This is a genomic window from Nonomuraea mangrovi (assembly GCF_042681425.1).
Classification (GTDB): domain Bacteria; phylum Actinomycetota; class Actinomycetes; order Streptosporangiales; family Streptosporangiaceae; genus Nonomuraea; species Nonomuraea mangrovi.
Window position 1 is genome coordinate 791,855 of the sequence record NZ_JBHUFV010000033.1, and the last position, 19,089, is coordinate 810,943.

Here is a 19,089-nt window from a genome sequence, read left to right on the forward strand (position 1 = left end):
CGCGCCCGGACGGGTTGACGTTCGCGCCCGGTCCGCGCCTGGACTGGCTGACGTCTGTGCCTGGACGGGCTGGCCTGGTCACGGAGCCGGTCGTCCGCGCCGGACGGGCTGGCCTGGTCACGGAGCCGGTCGTCCGCGCCGGACGGGCTGGCCTGGTCACGGAGCCGGTCGTCCGCGGCCGGATCGGCTGATACCCGGAGCGGGTGACATCTTTGGCCGCGGGGAGCCGGTCGCGACGGGGGGCTTCCCAGGCCCAGCGTCCGCGGCTCTGGTCCTTTCCTCGGGTGCTGTCGAACTGTGAGAGGCGACATTCCAGGGTCCCGCGACGTCGTCCCCGCTTATCCCGTCGTGTCTCGGCTCGCGGCTGCCGACTCGGCGGGATGGTGTCGATCAGCCGTCAAGGTCTTGCTGTGACTTCCTCCGGTATCAGTTGCTCGTGGGGCCTGGGTTGCACGGGTCGCTGCTGTGGTCTTGGTGTTCAGGGCGGGCGCAGTCGGGCACCTGCTCGATGCTGCCGGGAGCGGGCCTGTTCGGACCGTTGTCGATGGGGCCCGGGTTGCACGGGTCGCTGCTGTGGTCCTGGTGTTCGGGAAGGGCGCAGTCAGGCGTGCGGGGGGCGTCCGGTTTGTGCCCCGGCCGCCGACAGGGCCGGCCTGCCTCGCGGCCGCGGTGTGGGCGTATACAGGGGCGGAATGCGACATCGGTTTGAACGGACGGGGCCGTGGCCTCGGTCACGGTGGCGCCGGCGGGGCTGCCCGCAAGTGTCACGGGAAGGGCGAAAGCTGAGGCCGCGATCGCGCTGGCGGCGAGATAGCGCTTGAAGTTGATCATAAGGTTCTCCATGTCTTTTGTGGTGATTCGTGCTCCTTTCTAGTGACATCGCATTTCATATCCCTTTCGTGCATCTTGCAGAGGTCTCGCGGGATGCGGGCTCCGCACGTGGTGTGACCGTCCCGCGGAGTCTTGAGGTGCCTCGATGGCCGCGCCGGTGTGAGGTGGGGGAGTGGCCGAGCGCGGGGGGTGGGTCAGCCTAAATGCCTAGGTCCCCTGCCCGATGTGCCGGTCCCCGCCCCGGCCGTACGTTTCCGGCATGACAACGACCCTTGATGAACCCGCACCCCCCGTCAGCGTGGTCTCCAGCGCGTACCGATCGCTCAGCTTCGGCCTGGTCGCGCTCGTGATGCTGGTGGCGTTCGCGGCGATGGCGGTGGCCACGGCCATGCCCGTCGTCGCCAAGGACCTCGACGGCATGCACCTCTACAACCTCGCCTTCAGCGCCACCCTGGCGGCCAGCGTGATCGCCACCGTCCTGGGCGGTCGATGGGCGGATGTGAAGGGCCCGTTGCCTCCTATCGCCGTCGGCGTGGTCACCTTTGTCGGCGGATTGCTGATCGCCGGGTTCGCCCCGAACATGGAGGTGTTCGTCGGCGGCCGCTTCATCCAGGGGCTCGGCGCCGGTTTGATCCAGGTCTCCCTGTACGTCCTGGTCGCCAGGGCCTACCCGCCGGCGATGCATCCCAAGGTGTTCGCGTTGTTCTCGGCCGCGTGGGTGGTCCCGTCCATGGTCGGCCCCGCGATCGCGGGCCTGGTCGTGGAGAACCTCGACTGGCGCTGGGTCTTCCTCGGCGTGGCCCTGATCGTGGTGCCCTCCGCCTTGGTCCTCTGGCGTGGTACGGCAGGCCAGCGGCTCGACACGGGTAACGCCGCGCCCGCCCCCGGCCTCGGCGGCAAGCTCGTCTGGGCGACCGTGACGGCCGTGGCCGCCGCTCTGATCCAGTACGGCAGCGCGCTCGAGCTGAGCGGCGTCCCGCTGCTGGCCGTCGGCGTCGTCCTGCTGGCCGTGGCGCTGCCCAGGCTGCTGCTGCCCGGCTCGCTGAAGGCGGCCCGTGGACTGCCGACCGCCCCCGTGCTGCGCGGCCTGGCGTTCGGCTCGCTGACGGCCTCCCAGGTGCTGATCCCGCTCATGCTGATCAACGAGCGCGGGCTGTCCCCGATCGGCGCGGGCGTCGTCCTGACCGTCGGCGCGCTCGGCTGGTCCACCGGATCGTGGATCAAGGGCCGCGGCACGATCGGGAACCTGGCCGCCCTGCGCGGCGGTGCGCTCCTCGTCGCCCTCGGCATCGCGCTGATCACGCTCGTGCTGTTCGACGCGGTCCCCATCGCCCTCGCCTTCGTCGCCATGGCGATCTCCGGTCTCGGCATCGGCGCCCTGCACCCCACGGTCTCGGTGCTGGTGCTGGAGATGTCCAAGCAGGGCGAGGAGGGTCAGAACACCGCGGCCGTCGGCGTCGGCGAGTCCGTCTTCACCGTCGTGGCCGTCGCCTTCACCGGCGCCCTGTTCACCGCCAGCGGCGAGCACTACGTCGTCGGCTTCGCCTTCACCTTCGCCCTCGCCGTCCTGGCCGCGGCGATCGCTCCCCGTTTGGCGCAGTCCGCTCCTACGGGCACCATGGAAGGAGTCCGTTCTTAGGGGGAAACATGCCGCGAGTGCGCGAGCTGGAAGTCTTCCGGCTGGTCCTGCCGTACGGCAGGCGGCCGGAGACCCTGCTCGTCCGCCTCACCGACCACGGGGGGATGAGTGGATGGGGCGAGATCGTCTCGCCCGAGCCGAAGCTGTGGGGCGCCCTGGAGGAGGGGCTGGCCGCACAGCTCGTCGGCGTCGACTGGGAACATCCCGACCAGGTTCCGGGCTGGGGGAGCGCGGTCGACATGGCGCTGTGGGACCTGTGGACCAGGATGCGCGGCGTTCCCCTGTCCCACGCGCTGGGCGGCGCAGGAACCTCGCTCATGGCGACCGTCCGCCTCGGGCTCGATCCGTCGACCGAGAGCCTCGTCTCCAGGGTGAACCAGCAGGTATGCGGCGGCTACGCGCACGTCACCCTCGACGTGCGGCCCGGGTGGGACGTCGAGCCGGTGCGTGCCGTACGGCAGGCCTATCCCGCCCTGAGTCTCGCGATCGACTGCGGCGGTGCCTACACCTCGCCGGAGCAGCTGGTCGCGCTGGACGAGTACGGCCTGGAGGTGATCGAGCGGCCGTTCGACGTCGAGGACGTGTACGCGCACGCCGGCCTCCAGGACAGCGTGCGCGCCTCGATCGCGGTGGAGCCCCGCTCGACGGCCGAGCTGGACGACTACCTGACGTTGCGGGCGGCGAAGGTCCTGCTGCTTCGTCCCGCGGCGCTGCCGTCCCTGAGCGATGCCAGAAGGGCGCACGACAGGGCGGCGGCGGCCGGGTGGGACATCCAGTGCGCCGGCGGTCACGGGGCGGGGCTTGCCCGGGCGGCCGCCGTCGCCGTGGCCAGCCTGCCGGGGTGCACGCTGCCGTGTGACGTGACGCAGCCGCCGCGCAACGCGCAGATCGTGACGCCCGCGGTGGGGGCGTCGGGCGGGATGGTGGCGGTGCCGCTGACCCAGCCGGGGCTGGGGCACATGATCGACGAGGAGCGGGTGCGGCGGCTGGCGAAGGACTCCTTCCGCGGCTGACCGGTCACCCGCGATTCCGGCTACAGGCGGACGATCATCTTGCCGGTGTTCTCCCCGCGCAGCATCCCGAGGAACGCCTCCGGCGCGTTCTCCAGGCCGTCGACGACGGTCTCCTGGTAGGACAGCTTGCCCTCGCGCAGCCATTCGGAGATCTCCGTCACCATGGCGGTCATCCGGTCCATGTGGTCCGTCACGATGAACCCGCGCAACGTCAGCCGCTTCCCGACGGCCAGCGCCAGGTTGCGCGGCGCGGCGGGCGGCTCGGTCGCGTTGTAGACCGCGATCGCCCCGCACATCGCGACCCTGCCGAAATTCCGCAGGGACCCGATCGCCGCCTCCAGGTGGTCGGCGCCCACGTTGTCGAAGTACACGTCGATCCCGTCGGGCGCGGCGTCCTTGAGCTGCTCGGCCACGGGCGCGTCCTTGTAGTTGAACGCGGCGTCGAACCCGATGCTCCGCAGGTACTCGACCTTCTCCGCCGATCCCGCGCTCCCGACCACCCTGGACGCGCCCTTCAGCTTGGCGATCTGGCCCGCGATGCTGCCGACCGCCCCGGCCGCGCCCGAGATGAAGACCGCGTCGCCCTCCTTGAAGGAGGCCATGTCGAGCAGCCCGACGTAGGCGGTCAGCGACGTCATGCCGAGCACCGCGAGGAACGCCGAGTTCGGCAGGCCCTCGATGGGCGCCACCTTCCGCGCCCGCGCGGCGTCGAGCACCGCCTCGTCCCGCCATCCGAGGCCGTGCAGGACGAGGTCGCCAGGGGAGAAGGCGTCCGAGCGCGATTCCACGACCTCGCCCACCGCGCCGCCGTCGAGCGGCTGCCCGATCTGGAACGGCGGGACGTAGGACTCGACGTCGTTCATCCGCCCCCGCATGTAGGGGTCGACCGACATGAACTGGTTGCGGACCCTGATCTGCCCCTCTTCCAGCGGCTGCGAGTCCGCCTCGACCAGGGTGAAGTTGTCGGGGGCTGGCCAGCCTGAAGGGCGTGCGGCCAGGACGATCTGACGAGGCATGGTTGATCCTCCTAAATAGTTGGCGTGCATCAACTATACTCGACGGTATGAGCGTGACACGGGAGGTCGTGGCCCTGATGGCCGAAGTGGCGGCCAGGTACAACGAGGGCTACGAGCAGGCCGCCGCCGACCGCCAGCTCACCGCGCTCCAGGCCAAGGCGCTGGTACTGCTGGCGCGCGAGCCGCTGCCCATGCGGCGGATGGCCGAGCTGTTCCAGTGCGATCCCTCGAACGTGACGGGCATCGTCGACAGGCTGGAGCGGCGGGGGCTGGTCAGCCGCGAGCCGAGCGCGGCCGACCGCAGGGTGAAGAACGTGACGCTGACCGAGGAAGGGGAAGGCGTGGCCGAGGAGCTGAAGGGCGTACTCGGGTTCGCGGGTGCGCCGCTGGCCGCGTTGAGCGAGGCCGAGCGGATCCAGCTGAGGGACCTGCTGCTGCGGATGCTCGGCCGCCAGGCGTGACCCGGCACCGGCGGCCGCAGGGCTAGACGCCGCAGCCGTCCGTGATGCCCTTCGGGGCGGCGAGATCGCTGGGCTTCGGCTTCGCCATGGGCTTCTTCGACGGCCTGACCGCCGAGGACGGGTCGGCCGACGGCTCGTCGGAAGGGGCGGCCGAGGCCGCGCCGGCGCGCTGCGCGACCGAGTCCTTCAGCGCCTTGGCGGTCACCGCGCGGATCTTCACCCAGTCGGGGTAGCCGGTGTTGATCAGCGGCGGCACGAACTGCACGCTGGTCACCTTGGCGTTCTTGACCTTCAGCGCGAGCGGCACCAGGTGCTCCAGCATCCGCCGCGGGATGTCGGTCCTCACCAGCTCCTTGGTGGCGAGGGCGATCTTGTTGAACCTGGTCAGCACCGTCGCGGGGTCGGCCTGGCTCAGCAGCGAGCCCAGCACGCAGCGCTGCCTGCGCATCCTGGTGAAGTCGTCGCTGAAGGTGCGCGAGCGTGCGTACCACATGGCGTCCGCGCCCTTGAGCTTGCGCGTGCCCGCCTTGACCAGGCCCTCGTTGTACTTGCCGAACACGACGTCCTGCTCGACGGTGATCGTGACGCCGCCGATCGCGTCGATGAGCCTGGCGAAACCCCACATGTTGACCAGCGCGTACCAGTCGATCTCGAGGCCGAGCGTCCAGCCGATGGCCTCCATCAGGGTCTTGGCGCCCTGCCCCTTCTTGCCGCCGAAGACCTCCGGGTGCGCGTCGGCGTACTCCCACACGCTGTTGAGCAGGTCGCTGCGCCCGCCGCCCGGGTCCGGAGGCAGCGTGAAGCCGTCGGGGAAGCGCTTGGCCATCGGGGTGCCTGGCGGGAAGCGCACGTCCTCCAGGTTGCGCGGCAGGCTGAACAGGACCGTGTTGCCCGTCTTGACGTCGATGCTGGCCACGTTCATGCTGTCGGTCCGCACACCGATCCTGTTGTCGTCGGCGTCGCCGCCGAGCAGCAGGATGTTCACCCGCGTCCGCCCGGCCCACGGGTCCTCGGGCCGGTGCCTGGCGACCTGCGGCTCCGTCGGCTCCTTGAAGACGCTGTCGAGCGTCTCCTGCGCGCGCAGGAGGTACTGCGTGGTCAGCCCGAACGGCAGGATCACCACCACGGCCAGCAGGCCGGCGATCGATCCTGTGAGGATCTGGCCCCCCTGCGTCAGCCTGCCGGGCGACAGCACCAGGTAGGAGTGCAGGATCAGCGCGAACCACGCCAGCCCGAGCACCGCCGAGACGATGGTGATCGTGGTCATCCACGTCTCGGAGACGAGCGCGCCGAGCATGCCGCCGTCGGCCGTCAGCGCCAGCCAGAGCAGACCGAGCAACAGGGCGCCGTAGCAGCTCATGATCACAAGCCCGGTTCTGCGCCATCCTGCGCGCAGGTGCGCGGCGCCGGGGACGACCACGGCGAGCAGGGTCCAGCCCAGCACCGTGCCCGAACTGGCTGCTCTCGTCCTGTGCCCCACGCCCTACCTGCTTCCCCGTGAGCTTTGTCCTAGGCCGACCGGAGCCTACGGACTTTGTGCGAAATATCTATCTATGCATGGGTGAACATCCAGCAAACCCTGCCGACCGAATAACATTCGGTCCATGCCCTTCACTCAGATCGAGTACGGCGTAGCCGATGGAATCGCCACCCTGACATTGAATCGCCCGGAACGCCTGAATGCGTTCACTCTGACCATGCGGCGTGAGTTGATAGAAGCTTTTGACCTGGCCGATACCGATGACGCCGTCCGCGCCGTGGTGGTCACCGGCGCGGGCAGGGCCTTCTGCGCCGGTGCCGACCTGGCCGGAGGCGGCGACACCTTCACCCGCGCGGGCGACCACGAGGATCAGGAGAACATCGACGGCGTGCCCCGCGACGGCGGCGGCACGGTCGCCCTGCGCATCGCCGCCTCGCTCAAACCGGTCATCGGCGCCGTCAACGGCCCCGCCGTCGGCGTCGGCGTCACGATGACGCTCCCGATGGACGTACGGATCGCCGCCGACACCGCGAAGTTCGGCTTCGTCTTCGCCCGTCGCGGCATCGTCACCGAGGCCGCCTCCAGCTGGTTCCTCCCGCGGATCGTCGGCATCTCCCAGGCGATGGAGTGGGCCGCGACGGGCCGCGTCTTCTCCGCCGCCGAGGCGCTGGAGGGCAGGCTGGTGTCCAAGGTGCACCCGGCCGGTGAACTGCTGCCCGCCGCCTACGCGCTCGCCCGCGAGATCGCCGACAACACCTCGGGCGTCTCGGTCGCGGCGATCAGGCGGCTGATGTGGTCGGGCCTGTCGGCAATCTCGCCGTGGGAGGCGCACGCGGCCGACTCCAGGCTCATGCTCGACCTCGGCCGCGGCGCGGACGCGATCGAGGGTGTGACGTCGTTCCTGGAGAAGCGCCCCGCGCGCTTCACCATGAAGGTGAGCGAAGTTGACGTGCCGTTCTGGCCCGAGAATCCCTATGGTGTCTAGCGTGTACGAGACAACGGTCTTGAAGCTGCCGGCCGACTTCGAGGGCGAGGTCATCGCGACCCTGCTCTCCAGGACAGCCGGCTCGCGCCGCGCGGTCCTCTACCTCCACGGTTTCACCGACTACTTCTTCCAGGACCACCTGGCCGACTTCTACCTCGATCAGGGCGTCGACTTCTACGCCCTCGACCTGCGCAAGTACGGCAGGTCGCTGCTGCCGCACCAGACCAGGGGGCTGATCAGGAGCGTCACCGACTACTTCCCCGAGATCGACCAGGCCGTACGGATCATCCGCGAGAGCCACGACGAACTCGTCGTCAACGCCCACTCCACCGGCGGGCTGGTCGCCGCGCTGTGGGCCGACAGGGTGCGCGGCAGGGGCCTGGTCGACGGGCTTGTGCTCAACAGCCCGTTCTTCGACCTCAACGTCCCCCTTCCGCTGCGGCTGGCCGCCGACCTGCTCAAGACGCCCCTGTCCTACACCACGCGGCCGCTGCCGCTGGGCGTCAGCACCGCGTACGGCAAGAGCATCCACCGCGACCACGGCGGCGAATGGGAATTCGACCTGGAGCTCAAGCCCATCGGCGGGTTCGACGTGCACGCCGCGTGGCTGGCCGCCATCCGCAGGGCGCAGCGCCGCCTGCACCGCGGGCTCGCCGTCGACGTCCCCGTGCTGGTGCTGGCCTCCTCGACCGGCCTGCGCGTGCGCGACTTCGTGCCCGAGGCGCGCTCTGCCGACATCGTGCTCGACCCGCGGCAGATCGCCCGTTGGTCCACCGCGGTCGGCCCGCACGTCACCTGCGTCCGCGTCCAGGACGGCGTCCACGACCTGGTGCTGTCGGCCGAGCCCGTCCGCAAGCAGGTCTTCGACCACATCGAGCGATGGCAGCGCGCCTACCTGTGACTCACCAGGGGAAGGCGAACAGGCCGTAGTAGGCGGCGGCCACCAGCAGCAGGCCCGTGCCGCCGAGCACGCCCGCGATCGCCACGTGCTGCCACCTGCTCGGCCGCATGCCCTCGCGCAGGCCCGACACGACCGCCGCCACGGCCGTCACCTCCTGCAACAGCATGAGGACGGCCAGCACCCGCACGACCAGCCACCCGGCCAGCACGGCGGGCCACGCGCCCGCCTGGTTGATCGAGAACATCACCAGGAGCGTGATGAAGGCGAGCACCGCGGCCAGCAGTCCGACACCCGTCCACGCCATCCTCCGCAGCCTGCGCCTGATCGGCGGCCACAGCCTGGCGTTGGTCTCCTCCAGCGTCGTGTGGCGGCCGCGCAGCCGTACGAACATCACCGCGACGGGCCCGGCGACGTAGCCGACGGCCGCGAGGCAGATCGTCAGCCCGAGCATCGCCCCGCCCGCGTACCAGGGAGCGGCGGGCACGTCGCTAGCCTCGAAACGCTGCACAGGCGTGGCGCCCGCCAGGTGGATCGCGGGCTTGGCCGTGTGGGACAGTCCGAGGATCCAGTTGCCGAGCGTGTCGAGGTAGCCGGGGGTGAACGGGCCGCCGCCGATGCGCATCGCATGGTCGGCCCTGGCCAGGTAGCGGATCGTGTAGCTGTCGTTGCCCGCCTTGGCCAAGCCCTTGATCAGGGCCTCGGTGCTCTCCACGAACGGGATGGACGGGTCGGCCGTGCCGTACAACGCCAGAACGGGCTGCTTGATCCCCTCCAGCGCCGGCATCGCGTCGTAGCGCAGGAAGTTGAAGCCCACGCCGCCCATCGCCCTGGTCAGCAGGTCACGCGCGCCGATCGGGGCGTGCAGGCGCAGCAACTGCTCGTTCAGCGCCCACGCGACCTGGCGCAGCGGGGAGACGTTCGGCGAGGAGATCAGCACGATGAAGCCCACGGCCGAGCTCTTGGCCGCGGCGATCGGCACCACCCAGCCGCCCTCGCTGACCCCCCACACGCCGGTGCGCGCCGGATCGACGTCCGGCCTGGCACGCAGGTGATCCACCATGCGCAGCACGTCGTCGGCGAGCAGGCCGAAGTCCCTGCTGCGGAAGTTGTAACCGACCTCGCGCTTGTCGTAGGCGAGCGTCACCACGCCCGCCCTGGCGAGGAACTCCGCCTGGGGGGCGAACTCCTCCCTCGAGCCGTTGCCGGACCCGGACACGAACACCATCGCCGGGTGCCTGCCCGGCGTCATCGGGGCTCTGATCGTGCCGTGCAGCCACTGGCCCTCGGCGGGGACCGAGAACCGCTCGACGCGGAAAGCGCCGGTCGCCCGCACGGGCCGCGTCTCGATCGCGGGCTGCGGCGGCAGCGACTGGAACACCGGGTCTGCCGCCAGGGGCGGGGGATCGAAGGCAGGAGGCAGCGCGTAACCAACCGTGGCGAGAGCCATCAGCACCAGGCCGACCGCCACGCTCAAAGTGCCTCGGCCGGGTCGCATCGGCCTCTCCATGTGATGTGGTGTGCCCGCTGATCTTTCAGCCTACTCCCGGCGGCCCTGCCGATGCTCGCGGTGTCGTTGAGCCTGCTTTTGTCGGTGAGAACTGTTAGCTTCCTGCGACATGCGCCTCCTGCACACCTCCGACTGGCACCTCGGCAGGTCCTTCCACCGCGAGAGCCTCATCGAGGGGCAGGCGGCCTTCGTCGACCACCTGGTCGAGACCGTGCGCGCCGAGCGGGTCGACGTCGTCGCCGTGTCCGGCGACGTCTACGACAGGGCCCTGCCGCCCGTCGACGCGGTCGCATTGTGCAACGAGGCCCTGCGGCGGCTCGTGTCCGCCGGCGCCCGCGTCGTCATGATCAGCGGCAACCACGACTCGGCCCGCCGCCTCGGCTTCGGCGCCGACCTCATCGACGCGGCCGGCGTCCACCTGCGCACCGACCCGTCCCGCGCGTGGGAGCCTGTGGTCATCGGCGACGTCGCCCTCTACGGCATCCCCTACCTGGAGCCCGAGCTGGTGCGCGGTCCGTGGGAGCTGTCCGAGCGCAGCCACACCGCGGCCCTCTCCCACGCGATGGGCCTGATCAGAGCCGACGCCGTACGGCACCGCCGCTCCGTCGTGCTCGCCCACGCCTTCGTGGCCGGCGGCGCGGCCAGCGACAGCGAGCGCGACATCAGCGTCGGCGGCGTCGCCCACGTGCCGCTCGCGGCCTTCGAGGGGGTCGACTACGTCGCGCTCGGCCACCTCCACGGCCGCCAGCGGATGGCCGACCACGTCCGCTACTCCGGCTCGCCGCTGGCCTACTCCTTCTCCGAGGCCGACCACGTGAAGGGCTCGTGGCTGGTGACGGTCGGCTCCCCTGGGGCAGACTTCGTCCCCGCTCCGGTGCCACGCCCTGTCGGCAGGCTGCGCGGCACGCTCGACGACCTGCTCGCCGACCCCGCGCTCGCCGTACGCGAGGACCACTGGCTCCACGTCACGCTGACCGACGCGGTGCGGCCCAAGTCCGCGATAGACCGGCTGCGCGCCCGCTTCCCCCACACGCTCGCCCTCGCCTTCGACCCGCAGGGCGCCGCCCCCGCCAGGCAGGCCGTACGGCTGGCGGGCCGGCCGGAGGCGGAGGTCGCGCTCGACTTCGTCCGCGAGGTCAGGGGCGAGCCCGCCGACGCTATGGAGGAGCGCCTGCTGCGCGAGGCCGTCGAAGCGTCGAGGGCCAAGGAGGTCATGGTCTAGTGCGGCCGCACCGGCTGACCCTCACCGCGTTCGGGTCGTTCCCCGGCACCGAGACCGTCGACTTCGACGCCCTGGCGGAGGCGGGCCTCTTCCTCGTCCACGGGCCGACGGGCGCGGGCAAGACCACGCTGCTCGACGCGCTGTGCTTCGCCCTCTACGGCGTGGTGCCAGGGCAGCGCAACAGCGCCCGCAGCCTGCGCTGCGACCACGCGCCGCCCTCGGTCGGGCCTTCGGTGACGCTGGAGGTCACGCTGCGGGGCCGGCTGCTGCGCATCCAGCGCTCGCCCGCCTGGACGCGTCCCAAACTGAGGGGCGCGGGGGTCACCGAGGAGAAGGCCAAGGTCATCGTCTCCGAGCGGCTGCGCGGGCACGACTGGCAGGGGCTGACCACGCGCGCCGACGAGGCGGGCGACCTGGTGGGCGGGCTGCTCGGGATGAACGCCGACCAGTTCTGCCAGGTCGCGATGCTGCCGCAGGGCGACTTCGCGCGGTTCCTGCGCGCGGACGGGGAGGAGCGGCGGCGGCTGCTGGAGCGCTTGTTCACGGTGAAGGTGTTCACCGCGGCCGAGGCGTGGCTGGCGGAGCGGCGCAAGCAGACGTGGCGGGAGTCCCAGGAGGGGCGGCAGGAGGTCGAGTACGCGGTGAAGCGGCTGGAGGAGGCCGCGGGCGACGTCCTGTCGACCGCCTCCTCGTGGACGTCGCCCCTCGACGCTGCCTCCCCTGTGGTCCCTGGTACCGTCCCGCTCACCGCTCCCACGGACCCCGCCCCGGACGGCGCTTACGGTGTTCCTGCCATGCCCTCGCAGACCGCTCGCGAGGTTCCTGCCCGGTACCACAGCGTTCCCGCCCCGCGCGCCGAGGTTCCGCAGGCCGTTGTGCCTGTCCCGCGCCCCGGCTCCGACGGCGACGCGGTTCCGACGGCCGACAGCGACCCGCTGGCGTGGTCGGGCCTGTTGCGCTCGGCGGCCGAAGCGGTCGTGGGGCGGGCCACCGAGGCATGGGCCGCGAGTGAGGCGGCGGTACGGGAGCATCGCGACAGGTTCGAGCGGGCGAACGCGCTGGCCGAGCGGCAGCGCCGCCACGCGGAAGCGGTGGCGCTGCGCCGGACGCTCGACGACCGGGCGGAGGAGCGTTCGGACCTGCTGAGCGTTCTCGACGAGGCGGCACGGGCCGACCGCGTCCTTCCCCTGATCAACGCCGCCCGCCAGCGTGCCGCGACGGCGGGAAAGGCGAGGGGGCTGGCCGCCGACGCCGTGGCCCGCGCCACGCCGCTGCTCGGCCCGCTCACCTCCGGCCCTCGCCCAGGCACAAGCTCACGCTCGGGCTCGGCCCCATATGCGGATGCAGACTCACACTCGGGCGGGGACCCGCGCCTGGGCTCTGGCCAGTCCACCGTCGACCCCGAGGTGCTCGCCGGGCTCGAGCGGGAGCGCTTGGCCGAGATCACCAGGGTGTCCGAACTGCTCGCCGACGAGAGCAGGCTCGCCCGGCTCCGGCGTGACCTGCGCGAGGTCGGCCAGCAGATCGAGATGTTGTCCGCCGGGGAGCGCGCCGCGGCCACCCGCCTGGACGAACTGCCCGATCTGGTGAAGGCGGCGGACGACGCCGCCGCCAAGGCGAGACTCGACGCGGCCATGATCCCCGCCGCCGAGGTCGCGAGGTCCTCCGCCGCCGGCCGCCTCGAGGCGATCGAACGCCGCGACCGCCTGATCACCGATCTCGCCGCCGCCCAGACGGACCTGGCGACCCGCCTGCGCGATCCCTCCCTCACCCACGCGCTCACCGACCTCGCGACAAGGCTGAGCGGCCCCGACGCCGACCTGAAGGACCCCGCGGCCCGCCGGCGAGGGATCGGCGTCGATCCGGCGGGTCCGGCGGTACCCGCGCGGGATTCCGACCTCGAAGAGTCGGCGGCCACGACGGTTCACACGGGTGACGGCTCTCTCGCGAGGTCCGGGATCGACGAGCTGAGGTCGCTCATCGGCGGTGACGTGGCAGCCGGGGTCGTGCGGGAGCGGGCACTGCTGGCCGAACGTGCCATGGGCGACCAGCTCGCCGCCCTTGAGGGGTTGCGCGCCGACGAGTCCAGGCTGGCCGAGCTCGACGCGCGGCTCGCCGTACTGACCGCCGAACTCGACGCGCTCGCCGAGCAGGAAGGCGCGTGCCGCGCGGCCGTGGACGAGGTGCCCGACGCGCTGCACGAGGTGACCGCACGGCTGGCGGAGGCGCGCGCCGCCGCGGGACGCCTGCCGTCCGCGATCGCCGCCCGTGACGCGGCGGCGTCCCTGCTCGCGGTGGCGGGGCGAAGACACGAGCTGGAGGGCGAGACGGAGGCCGCGCGCGCCGCCCTCGCCACGGCGGTCGAGCAGGCCCAGGACCTGCGGGACCGGCTGCAGGAGGTGCGCCAGGCCCGCATCGAGGGGATGGCGGCGGAGCTGGCGGCCGAGCTGTCGGAGGGCGAGCCGTGCGCGGTGTGCGGGTCCGCCGAACATCCCTCGCCGGCCGTTCCCGCCGAGCTCGCCTACGCCGCCGACGACGAGAGCGCGGCGCAGGCCGCCTACGACGCCGCGCTCGCCGACCGGCAGGCGGCCGACGGCCTGCTGTCCTCGCTCTCCTCGCGGCTGGACGAGCTCGCCGACGCTCCCGCGCCTGAGGAGGCCGAGGCCGAGCTGGCCGCCGCCGAGGACGAGGTGGCGACGCTGACAGGATGGGCAGCAGAGGAGTCCGCGTGCGAGCGGGCCGCGCTGGCGCTGGAGTCGCAGCTGGAGCAGGCCCGCGACCAGCTCCACGAGACGGAACGGCGGCTCGCGGAGGCGCGGACGGGGTTCGCGGCGTCGGCGGGGGAGCGGGAGCGCATCCACGCCCGGCTGGAAGCGGCGCGCGGCGTCGACGCGAGCCTCGGTGCGCGCAGGCGGCGGCTCGATGGCGAGATCCTCCTCTTGGCGGGGCTGGCCCGGTCGGCCGAGCGGATGGGTGAGATCACCGCACGGCTCGACGACGCCCTCGACACCCTCGCCCGCCTCCTGACCCCGCCCCCGCTCGCCGGTACCCCCGCGTCACGAACGGCGATGGCGGCGGCCACGTCCCACGATCCGACGAAGCGAGCCGCCGAGGCCACCAGGCAGTGGGCCGCCGTTGAGCTCGAGGCGGCCGACCGGGAGGCGGTCAGGTTGCGGGCGGCCGCGGCCGCGCACCCCCGGCTCGCGGCGCGGGCGGCCGAACTGGCCGACGAACACGTCAGGACCACCGAGGCCTTCCGCGAGCTCGGCCTGCGGCTGGCCGCGGGCCGTACCAGAGCCGACGAACTCGAAGCGGAAGCCGCCCGGCTGGCGGCCCGCATCGACGAGGCCAGGGGCGCGGACCCGACGCTCGCCGCCAGGCTCGACCGGCTGCGCGAGGAGGCGCAGTTGCTCCGCGAGGCTCACGAGGCGACGCGGGCCGCCACGTCCGCCGCCGCCGAGCACCGTACGGCCGTCGAGGCGGCGGAACAGGCGGCGGTGGCGGAGGGGTTCGTGGACGTGGCGGACGTGCTGCCTGCCGTACGAACCGCGGAGGAAAGGGAGCAGAAGGCCGAACGGCTGCGCGAGCTGGACGCCGCGCACGCCGCGGTGACACGCACACTGGCCGACCCCGAGCTGGTCGCCGCCGCCGCGGAGCCCGCGCCCGACCTGGCGGCGATGGAGTTCGCGAGGGAGGAGGCGGAGCGGGCGCACACCGCGCTCGCCTCGGCCCGTGACAGGGCGGAGCGGCGGGTGCGCAGGCTCGCCGAGCTGCACGAGGAGCTGGCGGCGCGCCTGGGCCGCTGGCAGCCCGCCGCCGACAGGCACCGGCTGGCCGAACGGCTGGCCGCGCTGGCCAGCGGCACCTCGGGCGACAACCAGTGGAGCATGAGCCTGTCGTCGTACGTGCTGGGGGAGCGGCTCAGGCAGGTCGTCGACGCGGCCAACGAGCGCCTCGACCACATGTCGGGCGGCCGCTACCAGCTCCAGCACGACCTGCGGAAGACGGCGGGCGCGCGCGGAAGGGCGGGCGGCGGGCTCGGGCTGCGGGTGCTCGACGCGTGGACGGGTGTCGACCGTGACCCCGCGACGCTGTCGGGAGGCGAGAGCTTCATCACCTCGCTGGCGCTGGCACTCGGCCTGGCCGACGTGGTGAGCGCGGAGGCGGGCGGCGCGGAGATCGGAATGTTGTTCGTGGACGAGGGGTTCGGCACCCTCGACGAGGACACTCTCGACGGCGTGCTCGACATCCTCGACGGGCTGCGCGACGGCGGGAGGGCGGTCGGCATCGTCAGCCACGTGGGCGAGCTGCGGACCAGGATCCCCGCGCAGCTCAAGGTCACCAAAGCGCGGGAGGGATCGACGCTCACCGTCACCGCCCCCTGACCGCCCTCCGTCGCGGTCTGCCGAGTCTGCTGGGGCGCGCGTCGACGGCGTGACGGCACCCGGCCTCGACGCGGTGACGCGCGAGGCGAACCAACGGCCGGCAGGAGGAGCCGGGCGGCCAACCCGTGATGGAGCGTTGCCATGCGCCCTGGCCTGACAGGATGGGTCCATGGTGAGCATTGGACAGGTGGTGCTCGGCGTCACGGAGATGCCGAGGGCCGTACGGTTCTGGACGCAGGCGCTGCACTACATCCCCCGCGCCGGCGCGGTGACGGACACATGGACGATCCTCGATCCGGTGAACGGCCTGGGCGTGCCGGTGGCGCTCGGGCTCAGCTCCTCGCCGGTGCAGCAGGTGCCGCGCATCCACCTGGACCTGTTCGCCGAGACCACACAGGAGCAGCGGGAAGAGGTCGAGCGGCTGGTGGCGCTGGGCGCCGAGCTGGTGCAGTGGGACCTGTATCCGGACAACGCCGACTTCGTGGTGCTGGCCGATCCCGAAGGCAACAGGTTCTGCGTCATCGACCTGAGTCACGAGTGACGACGCCGCGGCCGACCAGGACGCGCATCGCCGCCGCCAGCCTCATCGGCACCGCGATCGAGTTCTACGACTTCTACATCTACGGCACCGCTGCGGCCCTGGTGCTCAACACCGCCTTCTTCCCCGAGATGGACGAGCTGGCCGGGACCCTGGCCGCCTTCTCGACCTTCGCCGTGGCGTTCGTGTCGCGCCCGCTCGGCTCGGCGATCTTCGGACACTGGGGCGACCGCGTCGGACGCAAGTCCATGCTGGTCGTCTCGCTGCTGCTCATGGGCCTGTCCACCGTGGCGATCGGCCTGCTGCCCGGATACACCGCCATCGGCGTGGCCGCGCCCGTGCTGCTGGTACTGCTGCGCTTCACCCAGGGCATCGGGCTGGGCGGAGAGTGGGGCGGCGCCGCGCTGCTGGCCACCGAGCACGCGCCGCCGGGCCGGCGCGGCCTCTACGCGATGTTCCCCCAGCTCGGACCGCCGGTCGGGTTCATCGCCGCCAACGGGCTCTTCCTCATCCTCGGTGGCCTGCTCACCGACGACGAGTTCCTCACCTGGGGCTGGCGGCTGCCGTTCGTGGCGAGCCTGGTGCTCGTGGCGATCGGCCTGTACGTCCGGCTGAAGATCTCCGAGACGCCGGTCTTCCAGCCGGCGATGGAGGAGCGGAGGATCGCCAGGGTGCCGCTCGCGGGCCTGATGCGCCACCAGTGGCGCCGGGTGCTGCTCGGCGCGGGCGCGATGGTCATCGCCTACACCCTCTTCTACACCGCCACCACCTACTGCCTGGCGTACGGCACCGCCACCCTCAAGATCCCGCGGACCACGATGCTGTCCCTCACCATGATCGGCGTGGTGTTCATGGCCGCGGGCACGGTCGTCTCCTCGCTGGTCTCCGACCGCGTGGGCCGCCGCCCTACGCTCCTCGTCGGCACCGCCGGTGCGATCGGGTGGGGGCTGGCGATGTTCCCGCTGATGGAGACCGCCTCCGTACCGCTGGTCGGGCTCGCGCTCGCCGGCGCGCTGGCGCTGATGGGTCTGATCTTCGGTCCGATGGGCGCGTACCTGCCTGAACTGTTCCGCACCGAGTACCGCTACAGCGGCGCGTCGGTCGCCTACAGCCTGGGCGGCGTCCTCGGCGGCGCGATCCCGCCGCTGATCGCCACCCAGATGCAGGCCGGCGGGCTGCCCGTCTTCTACGTCGGCGTGTACGTCTCCGCCATGGCCGTGCTCAGCCTGCTGTGCCTGCTCGCCCTGCCGGAGACGGGCACGCTGGAGCTGTCAGAAGCCGAGTGGTGACCCGGTCGGCGACGCGTGCGAAACCGATCGGGTACCGCCCACTCCCGCCCCCACTCGCCCGCTGTCCCGGGCCTGCCCCGACTGCTCGCCCGCTGTTCCCGGCCTGCCTCGACTGCTCGCCCGCGCCCGGCTCCCAACCCTCGACGCCTGCCTTCCGTCCAGCGCGTGCCCCCGCCCGGCTCCCGCCCCCGGCGTCTGCCCCCCGTCCGGCTCCCCGCCCCGCCTGGCGCCTGACCTCCGTCTGGCTCCCAACCCTCCGGCGCCTGCCGTCCGTCCGGCCGTGACCTCCGCCCGCTCCCGACCCGTCCGGCGCGTGACCTCCGTCTGGCTCCCAACCCTCCGGCGCCTGCCGTCCGTCCGGCCGTGACCTCCGCCCGCTCCCGACCCGTCCGGCGCGTGACCTCCGCTCGGCGCCCGTCGCTCCTGGCCCGCCCGTTTGCTCCTGGCCCCACGCGTCGCCTGGCTGCTCGCCGTCCGCCAGCCCCGCTGTCCGCGATCCCCGGCAGCAGCCCGCAGGCCGTTCCACCTCGTAGTGGGTGAGCTGGAGCGGGACCGGGGAACGGGAGCGGCAGCACGCCAGGGTCGGCCGCGATCAGCTGACGCTGACCTGGCCGGGGAACAGGAGGGAGAGCTCACGAGGGTAGGCCGCGATCAGGCGGAGCTCGTCGTCGGTCAACGGCCTGCCTGTCATGGCGTTGCAGAGCTGCACCAGCTCGAACGTCAGCTCCTCCTCCTTCACCTCGGCCTCCAGCCCGTCCATGACGTGACGGAACCCGGCCTTCCCGCCGTACTCGCCGGTCAGCACCACGCGCCCCCTGCGCGCGTGCCAGTCCTCAGGGAAGGGGCCGAGGGTGCTCTCGTCGTACAGCTCGTAGTTGCCGTGATCCTTCAGCGCGCCGTCGGCGTGGATGCCGGACTCGTGCGCGAAGGCGTTCGCACCCACCCCCACCTGGTTGAACGGCAGTGCCTGCCCGAAGGCGTAACTCGCCCACATCGAGAACCTGCGCGCCCACGAAAGGTCGAGCGCGTCGCCGATCTCCGCGGCGAGCCCGAAGCCGTGCCTGAAGGCCAGGATCGTCGAGAGCAGGTCGGCGTTGCCAGAGCGCTCGCCGATCCCGTTGACACAGGTGTTGATCCACGCGTCCTGTCCTGCCTCCAGGTCACCGAGTGCGCCGGACACCGAGTTGGCCACCGCCATGCCCAAGTCGTTGTGGCAGTGCGTCTCGATCGGCATGCCGGTGGCGGCGGCCAGCTTGGCGAAGCGCTCGCGGATCCTGCCGGGGGTGTCGCCGCCGATCGTGTCGCAGTAGCGGACCCTGTCCGCGCCCGCCTCCTTGGCCGCGAGCGCGAACTCCAGCAGGAACCCGTCGTCCGTGCGCGAGCCGTCCTCGGCGTTGACTCCGACTGTCTCGGCGCCTCCCGCCTTCGCCACGGCCACGGCCGCGCTCATCTCCCTGATGATGGCGGCCCGGTCGAGCCTGCCCCTGAACTTGTTCTGGATCATGTAGTCGGAGGTCGAGATGGACAGGTTGTAGTGCCTGAGGCCCAGCGGGAGCGCCTTCTCGACGTCGCCAGCAACGCCCCTGCACCAGCCCGACAGCCGCAGCTCGCCGAAAGCGCCCGCCTCCACGAGGGCGACCTGGGCCTTCACGTACGGGACCTCGTGAAACAGGAACGGGAACCCGACCTCCGACTGCGCCACGCCCAACTTCGCCAGATAGAAGTTGACCATGGTCTTGCCGAACTTTGACAGGCCGGTCCGTGCTGTCTGCACGCCGTCCCTGTTGGTGACGTCAAGGAAGTGAATACGAGGCATGCCGCC

The 19,089-nt window shown here is 71.8% G+C and carries 13 protein-coding genes; 9 read left to right on the forward strand and 4 right to left on the reverse strand.

The genetic code is table 11. The features are described 5' to 3' along the window. Nucleotides 1-1,090: 1,090 nt before the first annotated feature. Complete coding sequence (locus tag ACFSKW_RS22095; RefSeq protein ID WP_379574210.1) at nt 1,091-2,470, forward strand: MFS transporter; 1,380 nt, start codon at nt 1,091-1,093, stop codon at nt 2,468-2,470. 8 nt (nt 2,471-2,478) lie between these two features. Continuing rightward, entirely contained in the window at nt 2,479-3,483 is a 1,005-nt protein-coding gene (locus ACFSKW_RS22100; protein WP_379574211.1) for an enolase C-terminal domain-like protein, read from the forward strand. A gap of 20 nt (nt 3,484-3,503) precedes the next feature. Here the strand turns inward: ACFSKW_RS22100 and ACFSKW_RS22105 are convergent, their stop codons facing one another. After that, a complete protein-coding gene (locus ACFSKW_RS22105; protein ID WP_431898741.1) occupies nt 3,504-4,499 on the reverse strand; it encodes an NADP-dependent oxidoreductase in 996 nt (331 codons plus the stop codon). Nucleotides 4,500-4,546: 47 nt separating this feature from the next. On the opposite strand from ACFSKW_RS22105, the gene ACFSKW_RS22110 reads away from it, so the two are divergent. Continuing rightward, entirely contained in the window at nt 4,547-4,960 is a 414-nt protein-coding gene (locus tag ACFSKW_RS22110; RefSeq protein ID WP_379574213.1) for a MarR family winged helix-turn-helix transcriptional regulator, read from the forward strand. 22 nt (nt 4,961-4,982) lie between these two features. On the opposite strand, the gene ACFSKW_RS22115 is transcribed toward ACFSKW_RS22110, so the two are convergent. After that, nucleotides 4,983-6,440: an LCP family protein gene (locus ACFSKW_RS22115; RefSeq protein WP_379574214.1), complete on the reverse strand. Its 1,458-nt coding sequence runs from the start codon at nt 6,438-6,440 to the stop codon at nt 4,983-4,985. Between the two features lie 124 nt (nt 6,441-6,564). On the opposite strand from ACFSKW_RS22115, the gene ACFSKW_RS22120 reads away from it, so the two are divergent. Together ACFSKW_RS22120 and ACFSKW_RS22125 are read left to right on the forward strand one after the other, a co-directional pair. Next, nucleotides 6,565-7,425 (forward strand): crotonase/enoyl-CoA hydratase family protein, encoded by an 861-nt coding sequence (locus ACFSKW_RS22120; protein ID WP_379574215.1) that lies wholly within the window; start codon nt 6,565-6,567, stop codon nt 7,423-7,425. Between the two features lies 1 nt (nt 7,426). Beyond that, nucleotides 7,427-8,326, forward strand: coding sequence for an alpha/beta hydrolase (locus ACFSKW_RS22125; protein ID WP_379574216.1), 900 nt, complete (start codon nt 7,427-7,429; stop codon nt 8,324-8,326). 1 nt (nt 8,327) lies between these two features. Here the strand turns inward: ACFSKW_RS22125 and ACFSKW_RS22130 are convergent, their stop codons facing one another. Then, a complete protein-coding gene (locus tag ACFSKW_RS22130) occupies nt 8,328-9,821 on the reverse strand; it encodes an alpha/beta hydrolase family protein (protein WP_379574217.1) in 1,494 nt (497 codons plus the stop codon). 121 nt (nt 9,822-9,942) lie between these two features. Here ACFSKW_RS22130 and ACFSKW_RS22135 point away from each other — a divergent pair, with 121 nt between their 5' ends. From ACFSKW_RS22135 to ACFSKW_RS22150, 4 genes are all read left to right on the forward strand, one after another. Next, complete coding sequence (locus tag ACFSKW_RS22135; RefSeq protein ID WP_379574218.1) at nt 9,943-11,055, forward strand: exonuclease SbcCD subunit D; 1,113 nt, start codon at nt 9,943-9,945, stop codon at nt 11,053-11,055. Then, nucleotides 11,055-15,440, forward strand: a complete 4,386-nt coding sequence (locus tag ACFSKW_RS22140; protein WP_379574219.1) for an AAA family ATPase — start codon at nt 11,055-11,057, stop codon at nt 15,438-15,440. The genes ACFSKW_RS22135 and ACFSKW_RS22140 overlap by 1 nt, the downstream gene beginning before the upstream one ends. Nucleotides 15,441-15,609: 169 nt before the next feature. Beyond that, nucleotides 15,610-15,981, forward strand: coding sequence for a VOC family protein (locus tag ACFSKW_RS22145; RefSeq protein WP_379574221.1), 372 nt, complete (start codon nt 15,610-15,612; stop codon nt 15,979-15,981). Continuing rightward, entirely contained in the window at nt 15,978-17,267 is a 1,290-nt protein-coding gene (locus tag ACFSKW_RS22150) for an MFS transporter (RefSeq protein WP_379574222.1), read from the forward strand. The genes ACFSKW_RS22145 and ACFSKW_RS22150 overlap by 4 nt, the downstream gene beginning before the upstream one ends. Before the next feature lie 592 nt (nt 17,268-17,859). Here ACFSKW_RS22150 and ACFSKW_RS22155 read toward each other — a convergent pair. Beyond that, complete coding sequence (locus ACFSKW_RS22155; RefSeq protein ID WP_379574223.1) at nt 17,860-19,083, reverse strand: homocitrate synthase/isopropylmalate synthase family protein; 1,224 nt, start codon at nt 19,081-19,083, stop codon at nt 17,860-17,862. Nucleotides 19,084-19,089 lie beyond the last annotated feature (6 nt).

Coding starts and splice junctions, on each gene's coding strand:
- ACFSKW_RS22095 (WP_379574210.1), top strand. CDS start 1,091: ATGACAACGACCCTTGATGAACCCGCACCCCCCGTCAGCGTGGTCTCC.
- ACFSKW_RS22100 (WP_379574211.1), top strand. CDS start 2,479: ATGCCGCGAGTGCGCGAGCTGGAAGTCTTCCGGCTGGTCCTGCCGTAC.
- ACFSKW_RS22105 (WP_431898741.1), bottom strand. CDS start 4,499: ATGCCTCGTCAGATCGTCCTGGCCGCACGCCCTTCAGGCTGGCCAGCC.
- ACFSKW_RS22110 (WP_379574213.1), top strand. CDS start 4,547: ATGAGCGTGACACGGGAGGTCGTGGCCCTGATGGCCGAAGTGGCGGCC.
- ACFSKW_RS22120 (WP_379574215.1), top strand. CDS start 6,565: ATGCCCTTCACTCAGATCGAGTACGGCGTAGCCGATGGAATCGCCACC.
- ACFSKW_RS22130 (WP_379574217.1), bottom strand. CDS start 9,821: ATGCGACCCGGCCGAGGCACTTTGAGCGTGGCGGTCGGCCTGGTGCTG.
- ACFSKW_RS22135 (WP_379574218.1), top strand. CDS start 9,943: ATGCGCCTCCTGCACACCTCCGACTGGCACCTCGGCAGGTCCTTCCAC.
- ACFSKW_RS22145 (WP_379574221.1), top strand. CDS start 15,610: ATGGTGAGCATTGGACAGGTGGTGCTCGGCGTCACGGAGATGCCGAGG.
- ACFSKW_RS22155 (WP_379574223.1), bottom strand. CDS start 19,083: ATGCCTCGTATTCACTTCCTTGACGTCACCAACAGGGACGGCGTGCAG.